21 protein-coding genes are annotated in these 24,216 nt (G+C 75.3%); 11 read left to right on the top strand and 10 right to left on the bottom strand.

Going from position 1 to position 24,216, the window contains the following annotated elements; genetic code table 11:
- Window positions 1-12: 12 nt before the first annotated feature.
- From IE106_RS13300 to IE106_RS13290, 3 genes are read right to left on the bottom strand one after another with little or no spacing between them, the layout of a single operon-like run.
- A complete protein-coding gene (locus tag IE106_RS13300; RefSeq protein WP_189533402.1) occupies window positions 13-1,581 on the bottom strand; it encodes a collagen-like domain-containing protein in 1,569 nt (522 codons plus the stop codon).
- Window positions 1,578-3,905, bottom strand: a complete 2,328-nt coding sequence (locus tag IE106_RS13295) for a CHAT domain-containing protein (protein WP_189533400.1) — start codon at window positions 3,903-3,905, stop codon at window positions 1,578-1,580. The genes IE106_RS13300 and IE106_RS13295 overlap by 4 nt, the downstream gene beginning before the upstream one ends.
- A 29-nt stretch (window positions 3,906-3,934) precedes the next feature.
- Window positions 3,935-5,254 carry a hypothetical protein gene (locus tag IE106_RS13290; RefSeq protein ID WP_189533399.1) on the bottom strand — a complete coding sequence of 440 codons (1,320 nt, stop codon included), beginning with the start codon at window positions 5,252-5,254 and terminating at the stop codon, window positions 3,935-3,937.
- Between the two features lie 273 nt (window positions 5,255-5,527).
- Here IE106_RS13290 and IE106_RS13285 point away from each other — a divergent pair, with 273 nt between their 5' ends.
- Window positions 5,528-5,860, top strand: coding sequence for a hypothetical protein (locus IE106_RS13285; protein WP_189533397.1), 333 nt, complete (start codon window positions 5,528-5,530; stop codon window positions 5,858-5,860).
- Between the two features lie 41 nt (window positions 5,861-5,901).
- On the opposite strand, the gene IE106_RS13280 is transcribed toward IE106_RS13285, so the two are convergent.
- Window positions 5,902-6,681: a methyltransferase domain-containing protein gene (locus tag IE106_RS13280; protein ID WP_189533395.1), complete on the bottom strand. Its 780-nt coding sequence runs from the start codon at window positions 6,679-6,681 to the stop codon at window positions 5,902-5,904.
- An 89-nt stretch (window positions 6,682-6,770) separates the two neighbouring features.
- Window positions 6,771-7,538, bottom strand: coding sequence for a tetratricopeptide repeat protein (locus IE106_RS13275; RefSeq protein ID WP_189533392.1), 768 nt, complete (start codon window positions 7,536-7,538; stop codon window positions 6,771-6,773).
- Window positions 7,539-7,891: 353 nt separating this feature from the next.
- On the opposite strand from IE106_RS13275, the gene IE106_RS13270 reads away from it, so the two are divergent.
- Both IE106_RS13270 and asnB read left to right on the top strand, forming a co-directional pair.
- Complete coding sequence (locus IE106_RS13270) at window positions 7,892-9,301, top strand: MFS transporter (RefSeq protein WP_229840375.1); 1,410 nt, start codon at window positions 7,892-7,894, stop codon at window positions 9,299-9,301.
- A gap of 14 nt (window positions 9,302-9,315) precedes the next feature.
- On the top strand, window positions 9,316-11,142 hold the full coding sequence (asnB, locus tag IE106_RS13265) for an asparagine synthase (glutamine-hydrolyzing) (RefSeq protein ID WP_189533390.1): 1,827 nt from the start codon (window positions 9,316-9,318) through the stop codon (window positions 11,140-11,142).
- Between the two features lie 106 nt (window positions 11,143-11,248).
- On the opposite strand, the gene IE106_RS13260 is transcribed toward asnB, so the two are convergent.
- The 4 genes from IE106_RS13260 to IE106_RS13245 form a co-directional block, all read right to left on the bottom strand.
- Window positions 11,249-11,998, bottom strand: coding sequence for a hypothetical protein (locus IE106_RS13260; RefSeq protein ID WP_189533388.1), 750 nt, complete (start codon window positions 11,996-11,998; stop codon window positions 11,249-11,251).
- A gap of 319 nt (window positions 11,999-12,317) precedes the next feature.
- A complete protein-coding gene (locus IE106_RS13255) occupies window positions 12,318-12,614 on the bottom strand; it encodes a hypothetical protein (protein WP_189533386.1) in 297 nt (98 codons plus the stop codon).
- A gap of 148 nt (window positions 12,615-12,762) precedes the next feature.
- Window positions 12,763-13,632 (bottom strand): DUF2637 domain-containing protein, encoded by an 870-nt coding sequence (locus tag IE106_RS13250; protein ID WP_189533385.1) that lies wholly within the window; start codon window positions 13,630-13,632, stop codon window positions 12,763-12,765.
- Entirely contained in the window at window positions 13,625-13,927 is a 303-nt protein-coding gene (locus tag IE106_RS13245) for a hypothetical protein (protein WP_189533382.1), read from the bottom strand. Before IE106_RS13245 ends, IE106_RS13250 begins: the two co-directional genes overlap by 8 nt.
- 469 nt (window positions 13,928-14,396) lie before the next feature.
- Between IE106_RS13245 and IE106_RS13240 the strand changes: the two genes are divergently transcribed.
- The 8 genes from IE106_RS13240 to IE106_RS13205 all read left to right on the top strand — a co-directional run bounded on the left by IE106_RS13240 (window position 14,397) and on the right by IE106_RS13205 (window position 22,268).
- Window positions 14,397-15,713 (top strand): ABC transporter substrate-binding protein, encoded by a 1,317-nt coding sequence (locus tag IE106_RS13240; RefSeq protein WP_189533380.1) that lies wholly within the window; start codon window positions 14,397-14,399, stop codon window positions 15,711-15,713.
- A 5-nt stretch (window positions 15,714-15,718) separates the two neighbouring features.
- The gene (locus tag IE106_RS13235; RefSeq protein ID WP_229840373.1) at window positions 15,719-16,723 is read left to right on the top strand and encodes a carbohydrate ABC transporter permease; all 1,005 of its coding nucleotides are present in this window, start codon (window positions 15,719-15,721) and stop codon (window positions 16,721-16,723) included.
- Window positions 16,716-17,600 carry a carbohydrate ABC transporter permease gene (locus IE106_RS13230; RefSeq protein WP_189533378.1) on the top strand — a complete coding sequence of 295 codons (885 nt, stop codon included), beginning with the start codon at window positions 16,716-16,718 and terminating at the stop codon, window positions 17,598-17,600. The genes IE106_RS13235 and IE106_RS13230 overlap by 8 nt, the downstream gene beginning before the upstream one ends.
- Before the next feature lie 38 nt (window positions 17,601-17,638).
- The gene (locus IE106_RS13225; protein ID WP_189533376.1) at window positions 17,639-19,018 is read left to right on the top strand and encodes a GH1 family beta-glucosidase; all 1,380 of its coding nucleotides are present in this window, start codon (window positions 17,639-17,641) and stop codon (window positions 19,016-19,018) included.
- 129 nt (window positions 19,019-19,147) lie between these two features.
- Window positions 19,148-20,302: a S1 family peptidase gene (locus IE106_RS13220; protein WP_189533374.1), complete on the top strand. Its 1,155-nt coding sequence runs from the start codon at window positions 19,148-19,150 to the stop codon at window positions 20,300-20,302.
- A 301-nt stretch (window positions 20,303-20,603) separates the two neighbouring features.
- Window positions 20,604-21,188, top strand: coding sequence for a hypothetical protein (locus tag IE106_RS13215; protein WP_229840370.1), 585 nt, complete (start codon window positions 20,604-20,606; stop codon window positions 21,186-21,188).
- A 1-nt stretch (window position 21,189) separates the two neighbouring features.
- The gene (locus IE106_RS13210) at window positions 21,190-21,636 is read left to right on the top strand and encodes a phage holin family protein (RefSeq protein WP_189533372.1); all 447 of its coding nucleotides are present in this window, start codon (window positions 21,190-21,192) and stop codon (window positions 21,634-21,636) included.
- On the top strand, window positions 21,612-22,268 hold the full coding sequence (locus IE106_RS13205) for a DUF3618 domain-containing protein (protein ID WP_189533370.1): 657 nt from the start codon (window positions 21,612-21,614) through the stop codon (window positions 22,266-22,268). Before IE106_RS13210 ends, IE106_RS13205 begins: the two co-directional genes overlap by 25 nt.
- A gap of 215 nt (window positions 22,269-22,483) precedes the next feature.
- Here the strand turns inward: IE106_RS13205 and IE106_RS13200 are convergent, their stop codons facing one another.
- On the bottom strand, window positions 22,484-24,175 hold the full coding sequence (locus tag IE106_RS13200; protein ID WP_229840367.1) for a cellulase family glycosylhydrolase: 1,692 nt from the start codon (window positions 24,173-24,175) through the stop codon (window positions 22,484-22,486).
- Window positions 24,176-24,216: the final 41 nt, after the last annotated feature.

Raw genomic sequence — 24,216 nt, 5'->3', positions numbered from 1 at the left:
CGGGCCGCCCGCTCAGGGCTCCTCGCCGGCGGCCTCCCGCAGGGTGCGCAGGACGAGGGCGCGGGGCACCGCGAAGAGCTCCGCGGGCCCCTCCACCTCCCCGGACACCAGCCAGTCGACGTGGTCGGCGGCGAACCGGGCCAGGGCGTCGGGGTCGCCGCAGTACAGCGGCACCGGCAGGAGGAGGGAGACGACGAGCGCGGTGTCCGGGTGGCGCGGCCCGTAGTGGTACGCCGCCGTGGCCGCCGTGTCGAAGGCGAGGTCGACGGCCTCGGTCCGCCTCCCCGCCGCGAGCAGCGCCTGCGCGAGCGTGCTGTGCACGGCGAGCGTCTCGCGGTGGTGCGGTCCCAGCGCCAGCCGGTAGCGGGTGCGCAGTTCCCCGATCGCGGTGACGGCCGCCCGCGCGTCCCCGGTCTCGCGCAGCGCGGCGAGCACGCGGTCGCGTCCGCCCCGCAGGTCGGCGAGGGTGGCGTCGAGCGGCCGGCCGGCCAGGTCCCGCTCGTCCTCCGGACCGTCGGGGCCGTCGGGGCCGCCGAGGTCGTGGGTGCTGTCGGGGTCGTGGGTGCTGTCGGGACCGTCGAGGTCGCCGGGACCCTCGGGGCCATGGGAGCCGTCCGAGGTGCCGGGACCCGCCGGGGTACCGGAAACGGGCGGGGTACCGGAAGTGGTCGGAGCCCCGGAAACGGACGGGGCCTCGGGACCGGCCGGGACCTCGGGATCGTCCGAGGCGCCGGGGCCGATCGGGCTCTCCGAACCGGCCGAGGCGCCGGCGCCGTCCGAGGTGCCGGAGCCGGCCAAGGCCCCGGGGCCGTCGGGGTGCTGAGGGCCGGGCTCCGGGCCGGGGCCGTCCTCGGGCAGCGGGACCTGCAGGAAGAGGCCGGCGCGCTCGTGCACCCGGCGGATCTGCCGGTACGCCTCCCGCCGGGCCCCGGGCAGGTCGAGCCCCCGCCCCAGCACGGCGCCGAGGAGGCGCAGCTCCCGCAGCAGGTCCGTGTCGGGCGTGCCGGTCTCCCGCACGACGGCCGCGAGGCGGTCGAGGAAGGCCCCGAGGAGGACGGTGGTGCGCCGCAGCTCGGTCCGGTACAGCCCCTGGAACCTCCGGCCCGCCTCGTCGGGGAAGCCCGGCCCGTCGACCATGCGCAGGCACAGGACGAGCCGGGTGAGGGCGACGCCCACGTCGTACAGAGCCCGGTCCGTCCCGTCGAACCGGCCCGCCACGTCGTACATGAGCGCGTCCATGCGCCGCGCGACCCGGGTGTGCTCCTCCCACACGGCGGTGTCGGGCTCCGGGCCCGCGGGAATGTGCGCCATGTCGGCCTCGAAGGCGAGGACGGTGCGGTGCGGGACGCCGAGGCGGACCAGTTCGTCGCGCACCCAGCGCACGATCTCGTCGACGCGGGGCTTCACCGGCCGGAGGCCGCGGTGGGCGGCGGCGTGGACGAACGCCAGCTGCCTCTCCGCGAACAGCTCGTACAGCTGTTCCAGGTCGCCGCCGAGCCACAGCGCCCAGGGCTGCTCGGGGGCGGTGTGCGCGGGTGGTGGTTCGATGTCGCGTCGCCGGGCGGCGGGGTCGGCGGTCACGGTGACACTCCGAAGGTCTGGAAGGCCGCCCAGTGGTACGGGTGGGCGGTGGCCGGGTCCTCGGCGACCCGCCGCCGCGCCGCGCGCAGGGCCGCCGCCGGGGTGCCGCCGGCCGCGAGGGCCTCGTGGAACGCCGACATCACCCGGGCGGTCGACGCGTCGTCCACCGCCCACAGGGGCGCGACCACGCAGCGGGCACCGGCCATGAGGAACACGCCGGGGAAGCCGACGTACTCGTCGCCGCCGGTGCTCAGGGAGCTGCCGGAGTGGCAGGCGGCGAGGACGACCAGCCGGGCGTTGAGCCGCAGTCCGCCCGCGTCCTGCGCCAGCAGGAACCGCGCGCGCGGCGGGCCGGACGCGATGCGGAGCGCGGAGTACTCGGGGTGGTCGGGGAAGGTCAGCCCGTGGCAGGCGATGTGGGCGACGTCGGCGTCCTCCAGGTTGGCGAGCGCCGGCCGCAGGGCGACCTCGTCGCCGACGAGGGTGGTGGCGTCGGCGAAGTGGCGTGCGGCGTCGAGGAGTTCGGCCCGCGCGTGGCGGAGGCTGCCGTCGGGGTCCGCCACCCCGACGAACCGTTCGACGCGCCGGCGCAGCCGCTTGCGCTCCAGGACGGCCGTCAGCACGCTCAGGCTGGGCACGTAGCCGAGGTCCCGGTCCTCGTCCAGGGGCCGCGCCCCGAGCACGCCGAGCGGCAGCCCCCACAGCGCGCCGGTGGGCACGACGGACAGCCGGGAGCCGCGGGCGGCGCCCCGCACCGGCTCGGTCAGGGCCCGCCCCAGGTACCGCGCGGCCTCCGAGCGCAGCGGGTCCCCGCCGGCCGGGTCGGTCAGCAGGCCGCGCAGCCGGGCGGCCGCCGCGTGGACGGCGTCCGTGTCGTACGGGGCGAGGAACCGCGGGCCGTCGCGGTCGAGGAGGACCACGGAGCCGGTCGGGGTGTAGAGCACCACCTCGTGCCCCCGCGGCAGCCGCGCGGCGACCTCGGCGGTGGTGACGGGGCGCGGGACCGGCGCGTCGGCCCCGGGTACGGCGGCGACGAGGCGCTCCTCCAGGACGCGGTCGCGCTCCCGGCGGTCGCGCATGGCGTGGCGGAGCAGCTTGGCGGTGGCGGGGCCGGGGGCGTCGAAGTGGCGGGCGAGGGCGTCGAAGAAACCCTCGTTGCCCTCGTCCGCCTCGGTGCGCAGGTCGTTCGGGGCGTGCGCCCAGCGGCGGGCGATCGGCGCCTGGTGGAGCAGCCCGCGGCTGGTGTTCCGCTCCAGTACGTCGAGGGCGGTCGCCCAGTCCCCCTCGTCCTGCGCGCGGCGGGCGGCGAGGAGGTACGTGAGGAAGTGCGCGGCGGACGCCTCCCGCTGGCGCACCTGCGAGCGGAGGCGGAGGCGTTCGGTCTCGATCCGGTCCGGCGGGGGGCCGGTGAGCAGCCGGTCCAGCACGGCGGCCCCGCCCTCCGAGAAGTCGACCTTGCAGGCGCAGCTCTCCCGCAGCCCCTCCCCGAAGGGGCCGAGCGTGTGGGCGTGGTCCCGGCACCACACGAGCCCCTCGGTGTCCCCCGTCGCGGCCCAGGCGCGCAGGGCCGCCGTGTAGGCGTCCCACCAGCGCCACCACGCCTCGTCGACGGCGCGGAGCTTGTCCAGCAGGTGCCGTACGGCGAGGTCGTCCCGTTCGTCGGCGGCGCAGCCGAGGGCGAAGACGAGGGCGTGGGCCACGCCCTCGGGGCGGTCGGCCCGGCGGAAGGCCGCCTCGGCCCGCTGGGCGTGTCCGACGACGCGGCGCAGGCGGCCGGGGTCCACGGGGGAGCCGGCCTCGTGCTCCAGTCGGCACAGCATCAGTTCCGCGTCGCCCTCGGCGGCGTGGTCGGCGTCCCGGCGGGCCGCTTCCGCGGCCCGCGCGAGGACCCGCGACGCCTCCTCGTGGCGGCGCAGCCGCAGCAGGGTCTCCCCGCGCCACAGCAGGGCCTCGGCGGAACCGCCGAGGCGGGCGGCCTCCTCGATGCCGGGGATCTCCGACGGGTCGTCCGCGACGTGGTCGAACAGGTCGCGGTACTCGCCCCGGGCGCGGACGAAGCGCAGGGTGTCGCGGTGGCAGGCGAAGGTCCAGGCCCAGGTGCCGGGCCGGGGGTCGCCTCCCGTCTCCGGCGCGTCGGGGGCCGTGGTGGCGAGCCGGTCGAGCACCTCGTCCACCCGGTCGCCGAGGAGGCCGGGGTGGGCGTCGAGGAGGTCCGCGCGCCGCCGCCAGTCGAAGGCGGCGACGTACGCGACGAGGGCCGCGCACAGCGGGTCGTCCCCGGGCGGGCCGAGCGCCGCCCACACGCCCTGGACGGCGGGGGCCAAGGCGGCCTCCCGCTGCCCGGCCGACCCGGTCACCGGGGGTTCCGGCCGGCGGGCGCGGCGGCGCGGCCGGACGCCCGGTCCGGGGCGCGGGGGTGGCTGCGGATCCAGGCGGTGCCGGTGAACCCCTTGGCGGGTACGGAGATCCCGGCCCGTTCGAACCCGGCGGGCGACAGGCCGTCGTACCCGTGGGGCGTGAGGTCCTGGTACAGCCGGTCGGAGAAGGCGGTCACGAGGTCGGTGTCCCGCTCCTCGGCCAGCCGGGTGCGCAGCGGGCCCGAGTCGAGGATGCGGAACAGTTCCACGACGGCCGCGCCGGCGTAGCCGCTCTCCGCCTCGTGCACGATGCCCTGGTGGAAGCAGGCCCGCATCCGCAGGGGCGTGCCGCCGTGGTCCCCCTCGGCGTTCACGGCGGCGAGGGCCTCGGCGGTGCCGGCCATGAGGCGCGGCACGGCCCTGGTCACGTCGGCGTCGGGGAGGAGCACGAGGAGGTACCCGTCGCCCTGGGCCTGCCGGCCGCAGCCGGCCCAGTCGACGCCGGCGTGGGCGCAGGCGGCCTTCACCACGCGCATCAGGGCGCGTTGGGCGCGGATCATGCCGGCGTTGTCGCGGGCGCTGTACTTCTCGATGTCGACGGCGTAGCACAGCCGGTGCTGTCCGGGCGGCAGTCCGCCGTCCGGGGTGGGCGGCTCGCGGAAGGCCGCGAGCGCCCCGGTGCCCGGTTCGGACGGGGCGGGGGCGAGGGAGGCGGCGAGCCAGGTGTCGGGGCGCGCGAGGCGGAAGGGCACCTCGTCGCGCGTCCGCACCTCCGCCCGCTCGTGGTCGCCGTCGGGCGACGGGTGGTCCAGTACGGCGCGCAGCGTGAGCCGGCCGTGCACCTCGGTGAAGCGGCCGGGCAGCCGGACGAGGGCCTGGGTCCACCGGCCGTCCGGGCGCAGTCCGGCGCGGCCGGCGCCGGCGCGGAACACCCAGCGGAGCCGGTTGCGGCCGAGGCCGAAGACGGACACCCGCTCGCCGCCGCCCGCGCCCGCTCCGGGGGCGGGCCGCAGGTCGAGGGCGCACAGGTCCTCGTCGTCGAAGGTGACGGCCAGTTCGACCTCCCGGTAGCCGTGGCCGTCGGGCGGCTCCTCCAGGTCGAAGGGGAAGCAGACGAGCGCGGTGCGGGGCCGCGGGCCTTCGGCGGGCAGGGCGTAGACCAGCGGCCGGGCGAGTGAGACGCCCCCGCCGGGCGGGCCGCCCCGCGGCGCCGTCGGCCCGGCCGGCACCAGTTCGGCGGCGGCCAGGAGGTCGTCCGGCACGTCGATGCCCGCGGTCCCGGCGCCGCCCGGCGTCCCGGGAAGGTCGGTGTCCACCGCTCGTCCCCCTCCGCGTCTCACAGGATCGCGGCCCGGGGGACGGACGTCCGCCTTCCCCCGTCGGCCGGTTCCCCACGCTACCGGAGCGCCGGTGCCCGGGCCCCGCGTCCGCTGATCCCGGGATCCTCGGACGCGGGAGGCGCCCTGTACGCCAACCGGGCGACAGGGAGCGGAAAAACCGTGCGGTGGCGCGCCGGGGCTGGGAGCCTCACCGACTGACCAGCCGCGCCGCGCCACGGCGGCGCAGGCGACCGGAGAGGAGCACCTCACGTGACAGGCACCCCCACGCGGATCGGTGAGCGGCACGTCGCGGCCGTCCTGGCCATGGGCGGCGGCCTCATGCTCGGGCCGGCGGCGGAGTCCGCCGGCCCCTCCGACGGGCCCGCGGTCCCGGGCCACCCGCCCGCCGGCGACCGGCCCGTGCCCGCCGGTGACCGGCTCGTGTACGCCACCGACCGGCTCGTGTCCGCCGGCGGCCGGCTCGCGGCCACCACCGACCGGTTCGCGCCCGCCGGCCGGTTCGCCGAGCCGGTGGCCGCCGCGGACCCCGCCGCGCCCGCCGCGCCCGTCCCGCCCGGCGGCGGGCCCCGCGGGACCCGGTGACCGGACGGGTCGTCACCCGCGTACGGGACGGGCGGGGCCGGTCAGGGGCGGCGCCCGGTGGTGACGAACATGGTCATCGCCACGACGAACGTCCCCTCCCGGTCCAGCCGTTCCAGCCCGCCCCGCCAGGCGCGGGCCTCGGCTTCGGAGACGACGCCGGCCGCGACGGCGACGGCCTCCGCGGGTTCGATCAGCAGGGGCTCGACCGGGGGCAGGGAGGAGAACGCCAGCGCCAGAGCGTGCACGGTGACGTCGGTGAAGCCCGCCCCCGCGAGGAGGGCGGGCATGCGGGTCCCCGCGCGGCCGTCGGCCATCGAGTCGGTGAGCGCGGTGACGACCGTGCGGGTCAGCGCCGGGTCCGGGGAGGCCATCACCGTGGAGTCGAAGTCCTGGTCGGCGACGACCGCGGTGCCGCCCGGCCGCAGGACGCGGCGGGCCTCCGCGAGGGCCCGCAGCGGATCGGCGATGTGCAGGTACGTGCGTTCCGCCCGGTACCAGTCGAGGCTCCCGTCCTCGAACGGCAGGGCGGCCGCGTCCCCGGTGGTGAACTCGCAGGCGGGGAAGCGCTTCCGGGCCGAGCGCACCATGGTGTCGCTGCGGTCCACGCCCACGGCGGGGCGGCCCAGCGCGGTCAGGTCGGCCACGGCGCGGCCCCGGCCGCAGCCCACGTCCACCCCCCGGCCCGGGGGGAGCGCGGCGTAGGTGTGCTCGCGGACGGCGGCCAGGGGCGGGAACGCCTCGGTCTTCTCCAGGTAGTCCAGGTGGGCTTGTGGGGTGGCGGCGGCGTCGATGTCGTCGAAGTCCCAGACGATTCGGGTCACGCGCCCCATGCAAACACCGGGCCGCGGGCACCCCGCAAGCCGCTAACTGGCCAAGGGCACAAGGGAGTTCACAGAAGGGCCGGAACGCGTCACCCGAGGTCCGCGAGGAGTTCGCGAGCCCGTTCGGCCGCCTGCCGGTGGTCGGAGTCGGCGGCCCGGCGGAACGCCGCGCGGGCCTCCTCCGCCTCTCCGAGGTCGGCGAGGAGGGTGCCGAGCTGGAGGGCGGCGCGGGGGGCGAACTCGGGGTGGCCGAAGTCGACGGCCCGCCGGTAGGCCGCCCGTGCGCCCTCCGTGTCGCCGAGCTGCGCGAGCAGGAAGCCGAGGTTGGAGGCGGCCATGGAGCCGGCGACCGGGTGGCCCGAGTCGACGGCCGTCTGGTAGGCGGCGCGGGCCTCTTCGTGGCGGCCCTGCTGCTTGAGCAGGTAGCCGAGGGAGAAGGCCGCCTCCGGCGCGTCCTCGGGGTGGCCGGAGGCGACGGCGCACTCGAGCGCCTCCCGCGCCCCTTCCACGTCGCCCTGGTCGAGGAGGAGTTCCCCGAGTCGCACCGCCGCGCGGGGGGCGGCGTCCACGTGGCCCGAGTCGAGGGCCCGCCGGTAGGCGGCCCGCGCGCCCTCCGTGTCGCCGAGCTGCGCGAGCAGGGAGCCGAGGTTGGCGGCGGCCAGTGGGGCGGCGTCCGGGTGGTCGGAGTCCGCGGCGTGCCGGTAGGCGGCCGCCGCGCCCCGCGGGTCGCCGTGTCCGGCCAGCAGGGTGCCGAGGTTGGTCGCGGCCATGGCGGCGATGCCGGGGTGGCCGGAGTCGATGGCGCTTTGGTAGGAGGTCCGCGCCCCCTCGACGTCACCGGCCTTCTCCAGCCACATTCCGTGACTGAGGTCGTATCCGGCCTTCCTCTCGGAAGTGGAATCACCACGCATGTCCCCGTCGCCCCTTCCAGAGCCGTTGCCGGGCGCGCTCCCCGCGCCGCGACGCCACCTGAGCAGCGAAGATCATCCTGCCAGTCCGGTGCGCCCGTCCACCGGCGGGAGCCGTTTCCCGGCCCGCCGACCCGCACCCTACCGACCCGTACATCGGAGGTTTCGGGCCCGTCGACCCTTCAACTTCAAGCCTGATCAACGCGATTCACCGAGGAGTGGGAACCAGCCGCTCTACGCTTCCGACTTACTGGAACGAGGCCGCCGTCGGTGGTGGCATATGACGAGGGGAAGGGCGGAGGGTGTCGGACAACGGTCGCGGTGCGGAACCAGCCGGTCACATACCGGAAGCCGGCGACCGCTGGCTCCTGGTGGCGGTGGCGGGCATGCTCGCCTTCGTGGCGATGCTCGACATGAACATCGTCAACATCGCGCTCGCCGCCATCTCCGACAGCCTGGACGTGTCGGCGGCGACCGCCCAGTGGGCCGTACTCGCGTACCAACTGCCCGTCGTGGCGCTGCTGCTGCCGGTGGGCCGGTGGCTGGACGGGGTGGGGCACCGGGCCGCGCTGCTGGTCGCGGCCGGCGGGTTCACCCTGTGCAGCGCGCTCGCCGCCGCCGCGCCGTGGGTGGCGTGGCTGATCGCCGCCCGGCTCGCCCAAGGGGTCTTCGGCGCGGTGCTGTTCGTGCTGATGCCGGTGCTGGCGATCCGCTCCGTACGGCCCGAGGCGCGCGGGCGGGCGATGAGCGTGCCCGCGACGCTGGGCCCGCTCGGCGCGGTGACCGGGCCGGCGGTGGGCGGGTTGCTGCTGGACCACCTGGGCTGGCGCGCGGTATTCCTCGTCAAGATCCCGGTGTGCCTGCTCGCGCTGGTGGTCGCCTGGCGGGCCATGCCGAAGGACGGCCGGCTGCGCTCCCTGGACGGCCGGGCGCTCGTCGACACGGCGCTGGTGGCGTCCGGTGTGACGGTCCTGCTCGTGTCGCTGACGCTGGCGTACGACGCGCCCGTGTGGCTGCTGCTGGCGCTCGCCGCCGTACCGCCGCTGTGGTGGTGGCTGCGCGGGCCGAGCGGCCGCCCGGTGACCGGTGCGCTGCGGGCGTCCGGCGCGTACCCGGCGCACGGCGCCGTGCTGGGCCTGGCGGCCGGGTTCGCGGCGATGCACTACGTGGCGGCCCTGCACCTCCAGCGGGACACGGGCTTCACGGCGACCGCGACCGGGTTGACGCTGCTGGCGTTCCCGCTCGGGATGGGGTTCGCCGGGCCGGTCGGCGGACGGCTCGCCGACCGCTACGGGGCCCGCCCGGTGGCCGTCGCGGGTGCCGCCCTCACCGCCGTGGGGCTGCTCCTGCTGGTTCCGCTCGACGACGGCTGGTCGCTGCCCGACATCGCGTGGCGGCTGGCGCTCGCGGGCCTCGGCATGGGCCTCAACGGCGGCCCGACGCAGGCCCTGGTCATGGGTTCCGCGCCACGGGAGCGGACCGCCACCGTCGCCTCGACGCTGCAGCTCGCCCGGAGCCTCGGCTTCACCCTCGGCCCCGCCCTGGCGACCGCCGCGTGGGGGCTGGCCGCCCCCGACGGCGGGGTGACCGCCGGGCTCGCGCTGGCCGCCGTCGCCGCCTGCGCCGCCGTCCCCCTGATCTCCCTCCGCGGCCGTACGGCCACCCCCCTGCCCGACGACAAGACCGATGCGGCCTCAGCCGCCCGCCCCTGACCTAGGAGTGCACCATGTGCGGAATCACCGGCTGGGTGTCGTTCCACCGCGACGCCCGGAACCAGACCCCCGTCATCGAGGCCATGACCGCCGCGCTCACGCCTCGCGGGCCCGACGCGGGCGGCGTGTGGGTCGGTGAGCGGGCCGCCATCGGCCACCGGCGCCTCGCCGTGATCGACATCGCCGGCGGCGTCCAGCCGATGCTGGACCGCCCGGACGACCCGGCCGTCGTCCTCACGTACAGCGGCGAGGTGTACAACCACCACGAGCTGCGCGCCGAGTTGCGGAACCTCGGCCACGTCTTCCACACCCGCAGCGACACCGAGGTCGTCCTGCGCGCGTACGCCCAGTGGGGCGAGGCGATGGCGGAGCACCTGGAGGGCATGTTCGCGTTCGCCGTCTGGGACGAGCGGGAGCAGCGGCTGCTGCTGGTGCGCGACCGGCTCGGCGTGAAGCCGCTGTTCTGGGCGGCCGTCGACGGCGGTCTGGCCTTCGGGTCCGAGCCGAAGTCGCTGTTCGCGCACCCCGAGATCCGGCCCCGGGTCGACGCGGACGGGCTGCGGGAGGCGTACAGCCTGCTGTTCAACACCGGCCCGACCGTGTGGTCCGGCGTCCGCGAGGTGGAGCCCGGCGGGCTGCTCGTCCTGGACCGGGACGGCATCCGCGAGTACCGCTACTGGCAGCTGGAGGCCACCGCCCACCGGGAGGACCGGGAGGCCACCATCGAGCGGGTCCGCGAGCTGGTCGGCTCGGCCGCCCGCAGCCAGCTGGAGGCCGACGTACCGCTGTGCAGCCTCATGTCCGGCGGCATCGACTCGACCGTCCTGACCGGTCTGCTCGCCGAGGAGCTGCGCCACCGCGAAGGCCCCGACGCCCGCATCCGCTCGTACGCGGTCGACTACAGCGACCAGGCGGAGGAGTTCACCGGCGACGTCCTGCGCACCGGCCACGACACCCCGTACGCCACCGAGGCCGGGGCCTTCATCGGCACGGACCACAGCACGGTCATCCTCGACCCGCGGGCCCTGCTCGACCCCGAGCACCGCAAGGCCGTCGTCATCGCGCGCGACTCGCCAATCGGCGTCGGCGACATGGACACGTCGCTGTACCTGCTCTTCGGGGAGATCCGCAAGCACTCCACCGTCGCGCTGTCCGGCGAGGCGGCCGACGAGGTGTTCGGCGGGTACCCGTGGTTCCACAACCCGAAGGCGCTCGCCGCGGAGACCTTCCCCTGGCTGCTGGTCACCGGCGACGACGCCGCCATGCCGATGAACCCGGAACTCCGCCTCGGCCTCGCCGAGTTCCGTGAGAACACGTACCGCGCCTCCCTGGACGCCGTGCCGCACCTCGACGACGAGACGCCCGAGGAGCACCGCCAGCGCGTCATGCAGCACGTGTCGCTGACGCGGTGGCTGCGCCAGCTCCTCCACCGCAAGGACCGCCTCAGCATGGCCCAGGGCCTGGAGGTCCGCGTCCCGTACTGCGACCACCGGCTCGTCGAGTACGCCTTCTCCACCCCGTGGGCGCTCAAGAGCTTCGACGGGCGGGAGAAGAGCCTCCTGCGGGCCGCGGGCGTCGGGTACGCGCCGGACTCGGTGCTGTACCGGCCGAAGAACCACTACCCGGCCACCCACCACCCCGACTACAACCGGGGCCTGCAGGACATGGCGCGGGACGCCCTCGCCCTCGACCAGGTCCGGACGCTGGCGGACGAGACCCTCATCAAGCCGTGCCTGGACACCGCGCCGGACCAGCTGGAGTGGGGCCACCGCCTGCGCCTGGAGCGCGTCGTGGACCTGGCGCTGTGGCTGGACCACTACAAGCCCGAACTGGTCCTCTGACCCGAGCCGCCACCCGTCGGCCGCGCCCGCGTCCCTCCCCGGGGCGCGGGCGCGGCCGTCGTGCCGCACGCCCGCCGGCCCGGTGGCGGCGGGCGCGTACCGGCGCTCACCGCGGCCGGCGGGCCGCGGGGACGCCGCGGCGCGGCCCGCGGAGCACGGCCCGTGCGGGGCGGCGGCGGAGCTGCCGCCAGGTCGCGGTGGGGCAGGGGCCCTGGGGCCGGTTCTTGAGGAAGTTCCGGTACGGCACCCGGCGCGGCCGCGCGGCCGTCTCCACCCAGTGCTCCTTGCCGGAGACGGTGTCCCATCCGTCGTTGGGCATGAAGACGTAACCGGGGCGGCCGCCCTTGTCCTGCGAGGTGATCTGCAGGACGTCGGCGTACCCCCAGCGGCGGTCGAGGACGACGCAGTAGTGCCGCGCCTCCTCGTCGCTGTCCCGGAAGGGCACCATCGCCAGCCACACCTCCCCCGGCAGCGGCCGGCCCCGCTCCCGCCGGCGCGCCACGCGGCGGAAGACCAGGGCGGTGACGCCGGCCGCGAGGCTCTCCAGGGTCGCGCCGAGGGACCAGTTGTCGGTGCCGACCAGGTCGCGGACCCACAGCGTCACCACCGCGCACAGCGTGAGCAGCAGCACCGTGCCGACGGCGAGCGCGGGCGCGCGGCCGGGGCGGCGGCGCCCGGCCGACCAGGCCACGGCGAACGCCGTCACCCCGGAGATCGCGGCCAGCACGGCCCGCTCCCCCGGGGTGGGGTACTGCGGCGGCGACTGCGCCGCCATCAGGTCGGAGACGGTCAGCGGCGTCGACAGCAGCTGCCCGAGGAGCGCGACCGCCAGCAGCAGGACCAGGCACCTCCCCATGGCGGGCCCTCCCCCTAGGCGGTGGCCGCGCGGGGGCGGTCGCCGCGGGTGGCCGCCGCGTGGCGGCGGGCGCCCTCCTCCGGCCGCGGGCCCTGGGCCGCCGGTGGGCCGCTCGGCCGCGGTGAGGGCCGGTCCGTGGGCGCCGCGCGTCTCCGCGCGGTCACCGGACCGGTCACCGGAGTCTGCCGTCGATGTGTCATCCGTTTCCCCCTCGTCTCCCCAGTCTCGCAGGGAAGCCCTTCCGGAGGGAGCGGTACGGAGACATCCGTGAAACCACGTATCCGCGCGGTGGTTCGAGCCCGGCGGGGCCGGTGGTCCGCTAGCCGCCGAAGCGGAGGTACGCCAGGCGGCACGCGCGGACCAGCCGTTTCCACAGGCGGGTGGGGGCCGGTGTCCCCCGTCCGGCGTCGCCCGTGCCGTCCGGGGGCGGTACGGGCACGGCGTGCCGGCGGGTGAGGAGCTGGGCGTTGGCCTCCAGGACGCGGATCATGTGGCGGCGGCGGCGCAGTTCGGCCGCGTCGAGCCGGGACATCCCGATCCGCAGGGACGAGCCGAACGCCGACACCATCGAGCACACGGACGCGCATGCCACGAGGAGCCACAGGGTGGTGTCCACAGGGGGTTTCCTTTCGTAGGTACCGCAGGGGCGGGGGCCGGCCCCGGTGTGTCGGGTGGCCCCGCTCGGGGGGCCGCGCCCTCCTCGCGGCGGAGCCACGGGCTCCGGTCGCCGCCCGTGGCTCCGCCCCGAGGAGGGGTGCCGCTTCTCAGAGGACGCGCTTGCCGGCGGAGGACTGGCGGGGCAGGTGGACCCCCGGGGGCTGGGTGGCCGCGTGGCCGGGGCGGACGGCCGACCGCGGGACGCGGCGGCCGCGCGTGGGCCTGCGGGGCGGCCTGGTCAGCGTGATGAGGCGGACCAGTTGGTGGAAGCAGGCCAGGGACGCCACCGTCGGCAGGGCGGCCGCGGCGGTGTCGGTGAAGGTGCGGGGCGCCTGGGCGATGCAGAGCAGCATCGCGGTGAGGGAGAACAGCAGGACGACGATCCAGGAGTGGGCGGCGCGGCGCTGGTGCACGGCGGCCCGCAGGATGGACAGGGACGCCACGAGCCACGGCCCGTACACGAGCAGGGGCCACCAGTTGACGACGTCGGCGGGGGTGCGGGCCTCGGCGATGTGGCGCAGCGGGTCGTAGGCGATGACGCCGCCGAAGACGCTCACCATGGAGACGAGGACGGCGGCCACCGCGGCGATCGAGTAACTGACCGTCGGCACCCAGCCGATGGTGATCCGGCGGGACTTGCGGTGTCCGGGGCCGGGGGCGCGGTGGAGGGGCGGCAGGTCGGCGGTGATCTGCGTCAGGCCCGGAAGGGGGTCGAGGTCGAGCGGGTAGTCGTCCTCCGGCCGGTGGACGGGCGGAGGGGGGTTCCGCTCGGCCGCGACGGCGTCCTGGAGCAGGGAGGCCAGTTCCTCCGCCGGGTCCCAGGAGGAGTCCAGCAGTCCGCCGGGGCCGCCGTATCCGGAGAGGTCCGTCTGCGGGACGGTCGGGTCCTCGGGTGACCGTGCCCAGGCCTGGGTGCCGGTGCGTTCGTGGAAGCCGTAGGGGTTGCCGAAGGACTCCCCGGCGCCGAAGTCACGCATGGTCGTGCAGCACCGCCCGCTCCCCGGCCGCGCCGCCCGGTGACAGGTCGGCCTTCTTCCACGACCACGAGAAATCGCGTTCGATGCGTTCCATCGCGGTGACGAATTCCTCCAGGACGGGAGCCGACCAGGTGAGGGAAACGGCTTTCTCCGTACTCCAGAGTTTTCCGTTGACTCCGCTGGAGAAGGTCGACGCGGGAATGAAGACGAAGTCGCCCATGGCCACGGGGCTGTGTGCCCAGGCGGGGACTCTGGCGCGACCGGAGGTATAGCTTTCGGTGAGCGTTGCTGCCATATCCCCCCTAACGCAACCCCGATCCCCTGGATGCGCGGCATCCGGGTGACGGCGGCCCTCCATTCGTGTGAACCGACGGCGTCTTATCAGTTCTGCACCACGGGGCCACTCGGACCGACTCAGACAACCCCCGGCAAATCACCCACGGCCTGCCGTTGATCATATTCTTCCTCCGGAATTCCGCGCCCCGCCGCGCGGGCCCCGGGCCCCGCGCCGGTCCACCGCCGCACGAGCGCGGCCCGGCGCCGCCGGGCGGCGGGGTCCTCCGCCCCTCGGGACGCACGGGGGCGCTCCGTGCCCCGCTCCGCTCCGCGCGCGGGCGCGTTCCGGTCGTCCGCCCCCGGTCGCCTCGGGCCGCGTCGAGGTCCGTGTCCCTGCTGCACCACCCTTGACGCGACCCCTCGCCCGGGGCTTAACTCACGTCGAAAATTAAGCCCTGATCCTTCTCCGGAAAGGGACACCTGAAGCCATGCGCAGATTCAGAGCCGTAGCCGGCGCCGCGGTCGCCGCAGCCCTGCTCGCCACCACGACCGCGTGCGGCGGGGGCTCCCCGACCGGGGGTGACGCGGACGCGTCGCCCCGGACGCTGACGTACTGGGCGTCCAACCAGGGGCCCAACCTGGAGGCCGACAGGAAGGTCCTCGAACCGGAGCTGCGGAAGTTCGAGGAGAGGACCGGCATCACGGTCGAACTGGAGGTCGTCCCCTGGCCCGACCTGCTCAACCGGATCATGGCCGCCACCACCTCCGGCCAGGGGCCCGACGTCCTGAACATCGGCAACACCTGGTCCTCGTCGCTCCAGGCGACGGGCGCGCTGCTGCCGTGGGACGAGGGGAACCTGGCGAGGATCGGCGGCCGCGAGCGGTTCGTCGAGGCCGCGTTCGCCTCGACGGGCACCGCCGGCCGGGCCCCGGCGGCCGTGCCGCTGTACTCGATGGCGTACGCGCTCTACTACAACAAGAAGATGTTCGCCGACGCCGGCGTCACCAGGCCGCCGGCCACCTGGGACGAGCTCGTCGCCACCGGCAAGAGGCTGTCCGGGAACGGCAGGTGGGCGCTGGGCGCGGAGGGCTCGAACCTCTCCAACAACATCCACCAGGTGTTCGTCCTCGGCAAGCAGCACGGCGCGGACTTCTTCGACGCACAGGGCAGGCCCGACTTCACCTCGGACGGCGCCGTCGCCGCGGTGAAGCAGTACGTCGACCTCATGGCCACCCACCGGATCGTCGCGCCGGGCAACGCCGAGTACGCGCAGAACCAGTCGCTGAGCGACTTCGCCAAGGGCAGGACGGCGATGGTGCTCTGGCAGGCCGCCGCCACCACCTTCGCCTCCCAGGGCATGGACGACAACGAGTGGGGCGTCGCCCCCGCACCGGTCCGATCCGGCGCCCCCGGCCGGGGCAGGAACGTCAACTCCATGGTCAGCGGCGTCAACCTGGCCGTCTTCGAGAACACCGACAACCTCGACGGCGCCCTGGAGTTCGTGGAGTTCATGACCAGCGACGAGGAGCAGCGGATCCTCTGCGGGAGGTACGGATCCGTTCCGCCGGTCAAGGCCGCGCAGGACGGTCCCGCCTTCGACCGCCCGGAGTTGAGGGTGCTGCGCGACACCCTCGCCACCAGCGCCGCCCCGCTCCCCCAGGTCCCGTCCGAGTCGCAGTTCGAGACGGTCGTCGGCACGGCCGTGAAGAACCTGTTCGCCGCGGCCGCGAGCGGCGACGCGGTGACCACCGAGTCGGTCAGGGCCGAACTCGACAAGGCCCAGCGGCAGATGCCCCGGCAGTGACCCCCGTGAAGACCACCACCACCCCGCACGCGCCCACCGCGGTGCCGGCCGCGCGGACACGCGCCCCCGGGACGGCGCGCGGCCCGCGCCGCCGACCCGGGCTGCTCCGCCGCACCGCCCTGCCGTACGTCCTGCTGCTGCCCGCGCTCGCGCTGGAGGTCCTCGTCCACCTGCTGCCGATCGTCATGGGCGTGCTGATGAGCTTCAAGGAGCTCACCCAGTTCCACCTCCGCGACTGGGGCGCCGCCCCGTGGCGGGGGCTCGGGAACTTCACCGCCGTCCTCGACCCCGGCGCCCCGGCCGGTGAGGCGCTGCTCCGGTCGTTCCTGACGACCTGCCTGTTCACCGTGGCCTCCGTCGGCCTGTGCTGGCTGCTCGGCACGGCGGCCGCCGTCTTCCTGCAGGAGGCGTTCCGGGGACGGGCGCTCCTGCGGGCCCTGTTCCTCGTGCCGTACGCGCTACCGGTGTACGCCGCGGTGATCACCTGGGCGTTCATGTTCCAGCGGGACGACGGCCTGGTCAACCACGTCCTCCACGACCAGCTGGGCCTCACCGGCAGCCCCCCGTTCTGGCTGCTCGGGGACAACAGCTTCTGGGCGCTGCTGGTCGTCTCCGTCTGGAAGGGCTGGCCGTTCGCCTTCCTCGTGGTCATGGCCGGCCTGCAGAACGTCCCGAGGGAGTTGTACGAGGCCGGGGCCCTGGACGGGGCCGGCACGTGGCGGCAGATCCGCGCGATCACCCTGCCGTCGCTCCGCCCGGTCAACCAGGTGCTCGTCCTGGTGCTGTTCCTGTGGACGTTCAACGACTTCAACACGCCGTTCGTGCTGTTCGGCAAGGCCGCGCCGGAGGCCGCGGACCTCGTCTCCGTCCACATCCACCAGTCGTCGTTCGCCACCTGGAACTTCGGCGCGGGCGCGGCCATGTCCGTCCTGCTGTTGTGCTTCCTGCTGCTGGTGACGGGCGTCTACCTGTTCCTCACCTCCCGGGGGAGGAAGGCCGCCGATGCCTAGCCCACCCGCGCGCCGGGACACCGCGCGCAGATCCCCGACGGCGGCGCCGCGCTCCTTCCTGTGGTCGCGCCGGATCTTCCTGACGCTGCTGTCGGGCTTCGTCCTGCTGCCCGTGTACGTCATGGTGTCCAGCTCGCTGAAGCCGCTCCAGGACGTGTCGGGCGCGTTCCGGTGGATGCCGAGCGAGCTGACCCTCCGGCCGTACGCCGACATCTGGAAGACCGTGCCGCTCGCGAAGTACTTCGTGAACTCCCTGGTCGTGGCGGGCGCGGCGACCGTCTGCTCAGTGGTCGTCGCGGTCTTCGCCGCCTACGCGGTGAGCCGGTACCGGTTCCGCGGCAAGCGCCTGTTCACGGTGTCCGTGCTGTCGACGCAGATGTTCCCCGGCATCCTCTTCCTGCTGCCGCTGTTCCTGATGTTCGTCCACATCGGCAACGCGACCGGGGTCGCCCTGTTCGGGTCGCGCGGCGGGCTGATCCTCACGTACCTGACCTTCTCGCTCCCGTTCTCCGTCTGGATGCTGATCGGGTACCTCGACTCCGTGCCGCGCGAGCTCGACGAGGCCGCGCTGGTCGACGGCTGCGGACCGCTGAGGGCGCTGTTCCTGGTGGTCGTGCCGGCCGCGGCGCCGGGGATCGTCGCCGTCGCCGTGTACGCGTTCATGACGGCGTGGGGCGAGGTGCTCTTCGCCTCCGTCATGACGAACGACACCACCCGCACGCTCGCCGTCGGCCTGCAGGGCTACTCCACGCAGAACGACGTGTACTGGAACCAGGTCATGGCCGCCTCGCTCGTCGTCAGCGTGCCCGTCGTCGCCGGCTTCCTGCTGCTCCAGCGCTACCTGGTGACCGGACTGACCGCCGGAGCCGTCAAGTGAACCGCCCCACCGCCCCCGTGACGTTCGAGAGGACCCCCGTGACCGAGTTCACCGACGCCGCAGCCTTCCCGCCGGACTTCGCGTGGGGGACCGCCACCTCGGCGTACCAGATCGAGGGCGCGGTCGCCGAGGACGGCCGCTCGCCGTCGATCTGGGACACCTTCTCCCACACCCCCGGGGCGGTCGACAACGACGACCACGGCGACACCGCCTGCGACCACTACCACCGCTGGCGCGAGGACGTCGCCCTGATGCGGCGGCTGGGCACCGACGCCTACCGGCTCTCCGTCGCCTGGCCCCGCGTCATGCCCGGCGGCGACGGCCCGGTGAACGCCCGGGGGCTCGACTTCTACGACCGGCTCGTCGACGGCCTCCTGGAGGCGGGCGTCACCCCGTCCGTCACCCTCTACCACTGGGACCTGCCCCAGGTGCTCCAGGACCGCGGGGGCTGGCCCGAGCGGGACACGGCCCACCACCTCGCCGCGTACGCGTCGGCCGTCGCGGAGCGGCTCGGGGACCGCGTCCGGCACTGGGCGACGCTCAACGAACCGCTGTGCTCGGCCTGGATCGGCCATCTGGAGGGGCGGATGGCGCCGGGCCTGACCGACCTCACCGCCGCCGTCCGCGCCTCGTACCACCTGCTGCTGGGCCACGGCCTGGCCGCCGCGGCCGTCCGCGCCGCCGCACCCGGGGCGCGGGTCGGCATCGTCAACAACCTGTCGACCGTGGCGCCGGCGAGCGACCGGGACGAGGACGTCGCCGCGGCCCGCCGCATGGACGGCCACACCAACCGCTGGTGGCTCGACCCCGTGCACGGCCGCGGCTTCCCCCCGGACATGCTCGACGTGTACGGCGTCGACCTCCCCGAGCGGGAAGGGGACGCGGCGGTCATCGCGGCGCCCCTCGACTGGCTGGGGCTCAACTACTACTTCCCGGTCACCGTCGCCGACGACCCCTCCGGCCCGGCGCCCTTCGCCCGGCAGGTCGAGCGGCCCGGCGCGCCCCGCACCGGCATGGGGTGGGAGGTCGACGCGGGCGGCATCGAGGCGCTGCTGATGCGCCTCACCGACGAGTACGGGGCGCGTCGGCTGTACGTGACGGAGAACGGCTCCTGCTACCCCGACGCGGTCCGCCCCGACGGCAGCGTCCACGACGAGGAGCGGGCCCGGTACCTGGAGGAGCACCTGGCCGCCTGCGCCCGCGCCGTCCGCAAGGGGGCGCCGCTGGCCGGTTACTTCGCCTGGTCGCTGCTGGACAACTTCGAGTGGGCGTACGGGTACGCGAAGCGGTTCGGGCTGGTCCACGTGGACTACGCGACGCAGCGGCGCACCGTCAAGACCAGCGGTCACCGCTACGCGGAGATCATCCGCGCGCACCGCGGGGCGGCCGGGTGCGGGGAGGGCGGGGGGCAGGTCTGAGCCGATCGAGGGCATTGGCATGGACCTGTCATTAAGGAGTCGGTACGCTCTTCCCTGCATCGCGTGAGAGCGCTCTCATACCGTTCTTCTCCACTCCGATCCCTGTCAGCCATGACGGAAGGGAATCCTGTGAGACGTACGACGATCCTGCGCACCGCACTGTCCTCCGCCCTGCTCCTCGCCACGGCGGCGCTCGGTTTCACCCCCGCCTCGGCCGCCGACCGGCCCGCGGCCCCCTCCCGCGCCGACGCCTCCCTCTCCCCCGGCCTGCTCACCGCGATGCGGCGCGACCTGGGGCTGACCGAGGAGCAGGCCGTGGACCGCCTCCGGGCCGAGACGGCGGCGCGCGGCGTCGAAGGGCCGGCGCGGCGGGCCGCCGGTGCCTCCTACGGCGGTTCGTGGTTCGAGGCGGACTCCGGCCGGCTCACCGTCGCGGTCACCGACCGGGCCAGGCGGGCCGCCGTGGAGGCGACCGGCGCCGACGCCGTGCTGGTACGCCACACCGCGCGGCAGCTCGACGCCGCCAAGGCCCGCATCGACCGGCTCGAAGCCCCGGCGGGCGTGGCGAGCTGGCACGTCGACCCGGAGGCGAACACGGTCGCCGTCCACGTGGTCGAAGGCCACCGGGACGACCCCGGCGTCCGGGCCTTCGTGGCGCGCGCCCACCGGGCGGGCCCCGTGACCGTCCGGACCACCGGGGACGCGCCCCGCACCTTCGCCGCGGGCACGGTGGGCGGGGACCCGTACTACACGGGGAACGTCCGCTGCTCCATCGGGTTCTCGGTGCACGGCGGCTTCGTCACGGCCGGGCACTGCGGTTCGCCGGGCGCGGCCGTGCACGGCTGGGACCGCAGCTACATCGGCACCTTCCAGGGGTCGTCCTTCCCCGAGAACGACTACGCGTGGGTGAGCGTGGGCAGCGGCTGGTGGACCGTGCCGGTCGTCCTGGGCTGGGGCACCGTCCCCGACCAGCTCGTGCGCGGCTCGGCCGAGGCGCCCGTCGGCGCGTCCGTGTGCCGCTCGGGGTCGACGACCCGCTGGCACTGCGGTGCCGTCCTCGCCAAGAACGAGACCGTCAACTACAGCCAGGGCGCGGTGCGCCAGATGACGAAGACCAGCGTCTGCGCCGAACCCGGTGACTCCGGGGGCTCCTTCATCAGCGGCGACCAGGCGCAGGGCGTCACCTCCGGCGGCTGGGGCAACTGCAGCGGCGGCGGTCAGACCTGGCACCAGCCGGTCAACGAGATCCTGAACCGCTACGGACTCCGGCTCCACACGACCTGACCCGCGCCGCGGCCACCGGGACCCGCGGGCGCCACCGACCTCCCCGGGCCCGCGGGAGGGCTCCGCACACGACCGTGCGGAGCCCTCCCGGTACGCCGCCCCGGGCCCGCGGCTCCTCCCCCGCGGTCCCCGGCTCCGTCGCCCCGGCTTCCCGCCCCGCTCCGCCGCACAGGACGGCGCGGGGCGGGAAGCCGGGGCGACCGCTGTTTTGCACGGGCGCCCGGTGGTACCCGCCGAGCCGGACACACAATCCGGCGGGCCCCGGCACCACGGGGGTCCGCGGCTGAAGGAGGAGTGGCTTATGACTGATGCCGGTCGGGTTCGGCAAACGGGCGAGGTCGCGAAGGAAGAGGCCTCGGTCACGGCCTCTCAGGCCGGACAGGCGGGCCGCGAGGTGGCCGGGAGCGCCGCCGAGCAGGCGAAGGCGGTCGCCGGTGAGGCCCGCCAGCAGGCGGGCAGCGCCATCCGCGACCTGCGCCGACGCGTCCGGGACGAGGGCCAGGGCCAGACGGAGCGGCTCGCCGGCACCGTACGGAAGTGGGCGGACGACCTCGAGGGCATGACGCAGAACGCGCCGGACGACTCCCCCGCCCGCGGTCTCGTCGCACAGGCCGCGAACGGCGGGCGCCGCGCCGCGGACTACCTGGACCAGCACGGTGTGGACGGCCTGGTGAGCGATCTCCAGGGCTTCGCACGCCGGCGGCCGGGCGTCTTCCTCGGCGGGGCGGTCCTGGCGGGCGTCATGGCCGGCCGCCTCATGAAGGCCGGCAAGGCCGCGCACTCCGGCGACGGCGACGCGCGGCAGGCGCCGGACACCGCGGAACCGGTCCTGCCACCGGGTGAACCGACACCCACGGAACTGCCCGAATACCCCCGGGTGGTGTGAGATGGCGACGATTTCCTCCCGCGCGCGCAGCGGCGCGCACACCCCGGCCTCGGAGGAGGTGCGCTCCGTGCGGGACCGCTCGGCCGGTGAGCTGCTGGCCGCGGTGACCGCGGACGTGCAGCACCTGTTCCGGCAGGAGGTCCGGCTGGCGAAGGCCGAGATCCAGGAGGAGGCCGCGAAGGCGGGGAAGGCCGCCGGGATGTTCGGCGGCGCGGGCTTCGCCGGCTACATGGTGGCCCTGTTCCTTTCCTTGGCGGCCGTGTTCGGGCTGGCCAACGTGATGGACGCCGGCTGGGCCGCGCTCATCGTCACCGCCGTGTGGGCGGTGATCGCGGCCGTGCTGTTCGTGCTCGGCCGGTCCCGCATGCGGGAGGTGTCGCCGAAGCCGGAGCGGACGATCGAGACACTGAAGGAGGACGCACAGTGGGCACGTCACCCGACCAAGTGAGGGCCGACATCGAGGCGACCCGTGACAGGCTGACGCAGAACGTCGACCGGCTGGCCGACCGGACCAGTCCCAAGCGGATGGTCCGCAGGCGTACGGATCGGGCCCGCTCGGCGGCCTCCGGCCTGCGGGCCCGGGTCATGGGCGTCGCCTCGGACACCGGCAGCGCGACCGCGGACCGGACGCGCCACGCGGCACGGTCCGCGCAGGACAGTGCCGGGCACGTGGGCGAGGCCGTCAGGCACGCCCCGGAGCAGGCGCTGCGGCAGACCCAGGGCAACCCGCTGGCGGCCGGGGTGATCGCGTTCGGCGCGGGGATGCTGGCCGCCTCCCTGCTGCCGGAGACCGAATCCGAGCAGCGGGCGGTGAACCGGCTCTCCGGCCGGGCCGGCGAGGTGATCGAGCCGGTCAAGACGGCGGCGATGGAGTCGGCGCACCGGCTGAAGGACGACGCCACGGAGACCGCCCGGCAGGCCGCCACGCAGGTCAAGGAGACCGCCGCGGAAGCCGCCCGCAGCACCGGCGAACAGGCCCGCGACCAGGCCGCGCACCTCAAGGAGCAGGCGCGCGAGTCCGGGCAGCACGTCGCCGGGGAGGTGCGCGGGCCGGGATCAGGCACCCCGGGTACCACCTAGTCCCCGCCGCTCTCCGGGCCGGCCCGGAGCCCGGGCCGGCCCGGCGGGACGCACCTGCGGGGAGACCGCGCGGCCCCGGCCGCGCCCGCGAGTCGCCGGAGGCACCGCCTCCGGCGACTCGCCCGTTCGGCGTCCCGCCCCGCCGGTGGCCCGCCCGGCCGATGGCGGGGCCGGACGGCGGGCCGGGAGGGCCAAGGGGGCGGAAGGGCCAGGGCTCAGGAGGTGGTGCAGGGGGCGCCGTCGAGGGTGAAGGCGGTCGGGGCGGTGTTGGTGGTGCCCCGCCCGCCGGTGAAGCCGACGGTGACCGTGCCGTTCGCGGGCACGGTGGACGTGTAGGAGGCCGGGACGACGCTCACCGCGGCGCCGTTCCGGGTGGCGGTGCCTCCCCACATGTGGCTGACGGTCTGGCCGTCGGGGAAGGCGAAGCCGAGCGTCCAGCCGCTGAGGGCGGTGGTGCCGGTGTTGCGGAGGGTGATCTCGCCCTGGAATCCGCCGGGCCACTCGCCGACGACGCGGTACCCCACGGAGCAGGACGCGCCGCCGCCCTCCTCGGTGGTGAGCGTGACGGTGGCGGAGCGGGGCGAGCGGTTCCCCGCGGCGTCCCGGGCGTACACGGCGAAGGTGTACGCGGTGCCGGCGGCGAGGCCGGTCAGGGTGGCGGTGGGGGTGGTGGAGGCGGCGACCCGGGTCTCGGTGCCGCCGGTGACGCGGACGACGTCGTAGCCGGTGACGCCGACGTCGTCGGTGGCCGCCGCCCAGGTCAGGGTGGCGGAGGTGGCCGTCACCGCGGAGGCGGCCGGGGTGCCGGGGGCGGTCGGGGCCCGGGTGTCGCCCGGGGCGCCCCCGCCGAAGACGGTGGCCTCGCGGGCGGTCCGGGCGATGCCGTCGGCACCGTGGAAGACGCGCTGCCCCCAGGAGCTGAGCCGGTCCGGGTCGAAGTCGATCGCCAGGTCGAGGACCGGGTCGGTGTTGCCGCTCCACGACCAGGCCAGGTAGCCGAGGCGGAGGCGCTCGGCGGCGGCCAGCATGGTGTCCTCGTCCGGGTCGCCCCACTGGTCGGGCGGCCCGCCGAACTCGCCGATGACCAACGGCAGCCCGGCGTCCACGAAGGCGTCCAGGTAGTCGGTGATCTCCGCGGCGGTGTCGAAGACGCTGTACATGTGGATCGAGAAGACCAGGTTGCCGGTGGGGTCGGCCTCGTGGACGGAGCGGGCGTCGGCACGCATGACGCCCTGCCAGTCCTGGCCCCAGTTCGGCGCGTCGACCATGATCGTGTGCTGGAGGCCGGCGGCGCGCAGCTTCTTGACGGCGGCGATCGTCGGCGCGGTCCAGCCGGCGGGGTCGGTGTTGCCCCAGGGCTCGTTGCCGATGTTGACGATGACGTAGTCCTCTTCGCCGGCGAGGACGTCCCGGAGGCTGATCCAGTAGTCGGCCGCGTGGTCGAGGGTGCCGGCGGCGGCCTCCTCGCCGTACCCGGTGGTGTCGTGCACCTCCAGGACGCAGATGAGCCGGTTCGCCTTGCACCGGTCGATGACGCCGGCCACGTCGGCGGGGTCGTTCCTCGTCCAGCGGTGGCCGTCGGAGAGGACGACGCGGACGGTGTTGGCGCCCAGCGCCTTGACGTCGGCCAGTGACTGCGTCTCGCCCGGGTACCAGGTGTGGGCGTGGTTGACGCCGCGCATGACGAAGTCGTTGCCGTTGCCCTCCACCAGGCGGCCGTCGCGGACGTGCAGGCCGGTGGCGGCCGTCCCGGGCGGCCGGGCGGCCTCGGCCGCCGGCTCGGCGGGGGCGGCGTGGGCGGTGGCGGGGCCGAGGACGGCCGGGACGACCAGCCCGAGGAAGGCGGCCAGCCCGCTCAGCAGACCGCCCGGGGACCTCTTCGGCGGGGTCCTTCGTGCTGTTCTCACTGCGACTCCAGGAAGTGAGCGCCGGAAGGGGGGTGCGTCCC

The organism is Streptomyces roseolilacinus (assembly GCF_014649335.1).
Taxonomy (GTDB): domain Bacteria; phylum Actinomycetota; class Actinomycetes; order Streptomycetales; family Streptomycetaceae; genus Streptomyces; species Streptomyces roseolilacinus.
The sequence above is the reverse complement of the archived record's forward strand: the minus strand, read 5'-3'. Positions and strand labels throughout refer to the sequence as shown.

Coding starts and splice junctions, on each gene's coding strand:
- IE106_RS13240 (WP_189533380.1), top strand. CDS start 14,397: ATGCGCAGATTCAGAGCCGTAGCCGGCGCCGCGGTCGCCGCAGCCCTG.
- IE106_RS13210 (WP_189533372.1), top strand. CDS start 21,190: ATGGCGACGATTTCCTCCCGCGCGCGCAGCGGCGCGCACACCCCGGCC.
- IE106_RS13275 (WP_189533392.1), bottom strand. CDS start 7,538: ATGTGGCTGGAGAAGGCCGGTGACGTCGAGGGGGCGCGGACCTCCTAC.
- asnB (WP_189533390.1), top strand. CDS start 9,316: ATGTGCGGAATCACCGGCTGGGTGTCGTTCCACCGCGACGCCCGGAAC.
- IE106_RS13260 (WP_189533388.1), bottom strand. CDS start 11,998: ATGGGGAGGTGCCTGGTCCTGCTGCTGGCGGTCGCGCTCCTCGGGCAG.
- IE106_RS13230 (WP_189533378.1), top strand. CDS start 16,716: ATGCCTAGCCCACCCGCGCGCCGGGACACCGCGCGCAGATCCCCGACG.
- IE106_RS13215 (WP_229840370.1), top strand. CDS start 20,604: ATGACTGATGCCGGTCGGGTTCGGCAAACGGGCGAGGTCGCGAAGGAA.
- IE106_RS13250 (WP_189533385.1), bottom strand. CDS start 13,632: ATGCGTGACTTCGGCGCCGGGGAGTCCTTCGGCAACCCCTACGGCTTC.
- IE106_RS13245 (WP_189533382.1), bottom strand. CDS start 13,927: ATGGCAGCAACGCTCACCGAAAGCTATACCTCCGGTCGCGCCAGAGTC.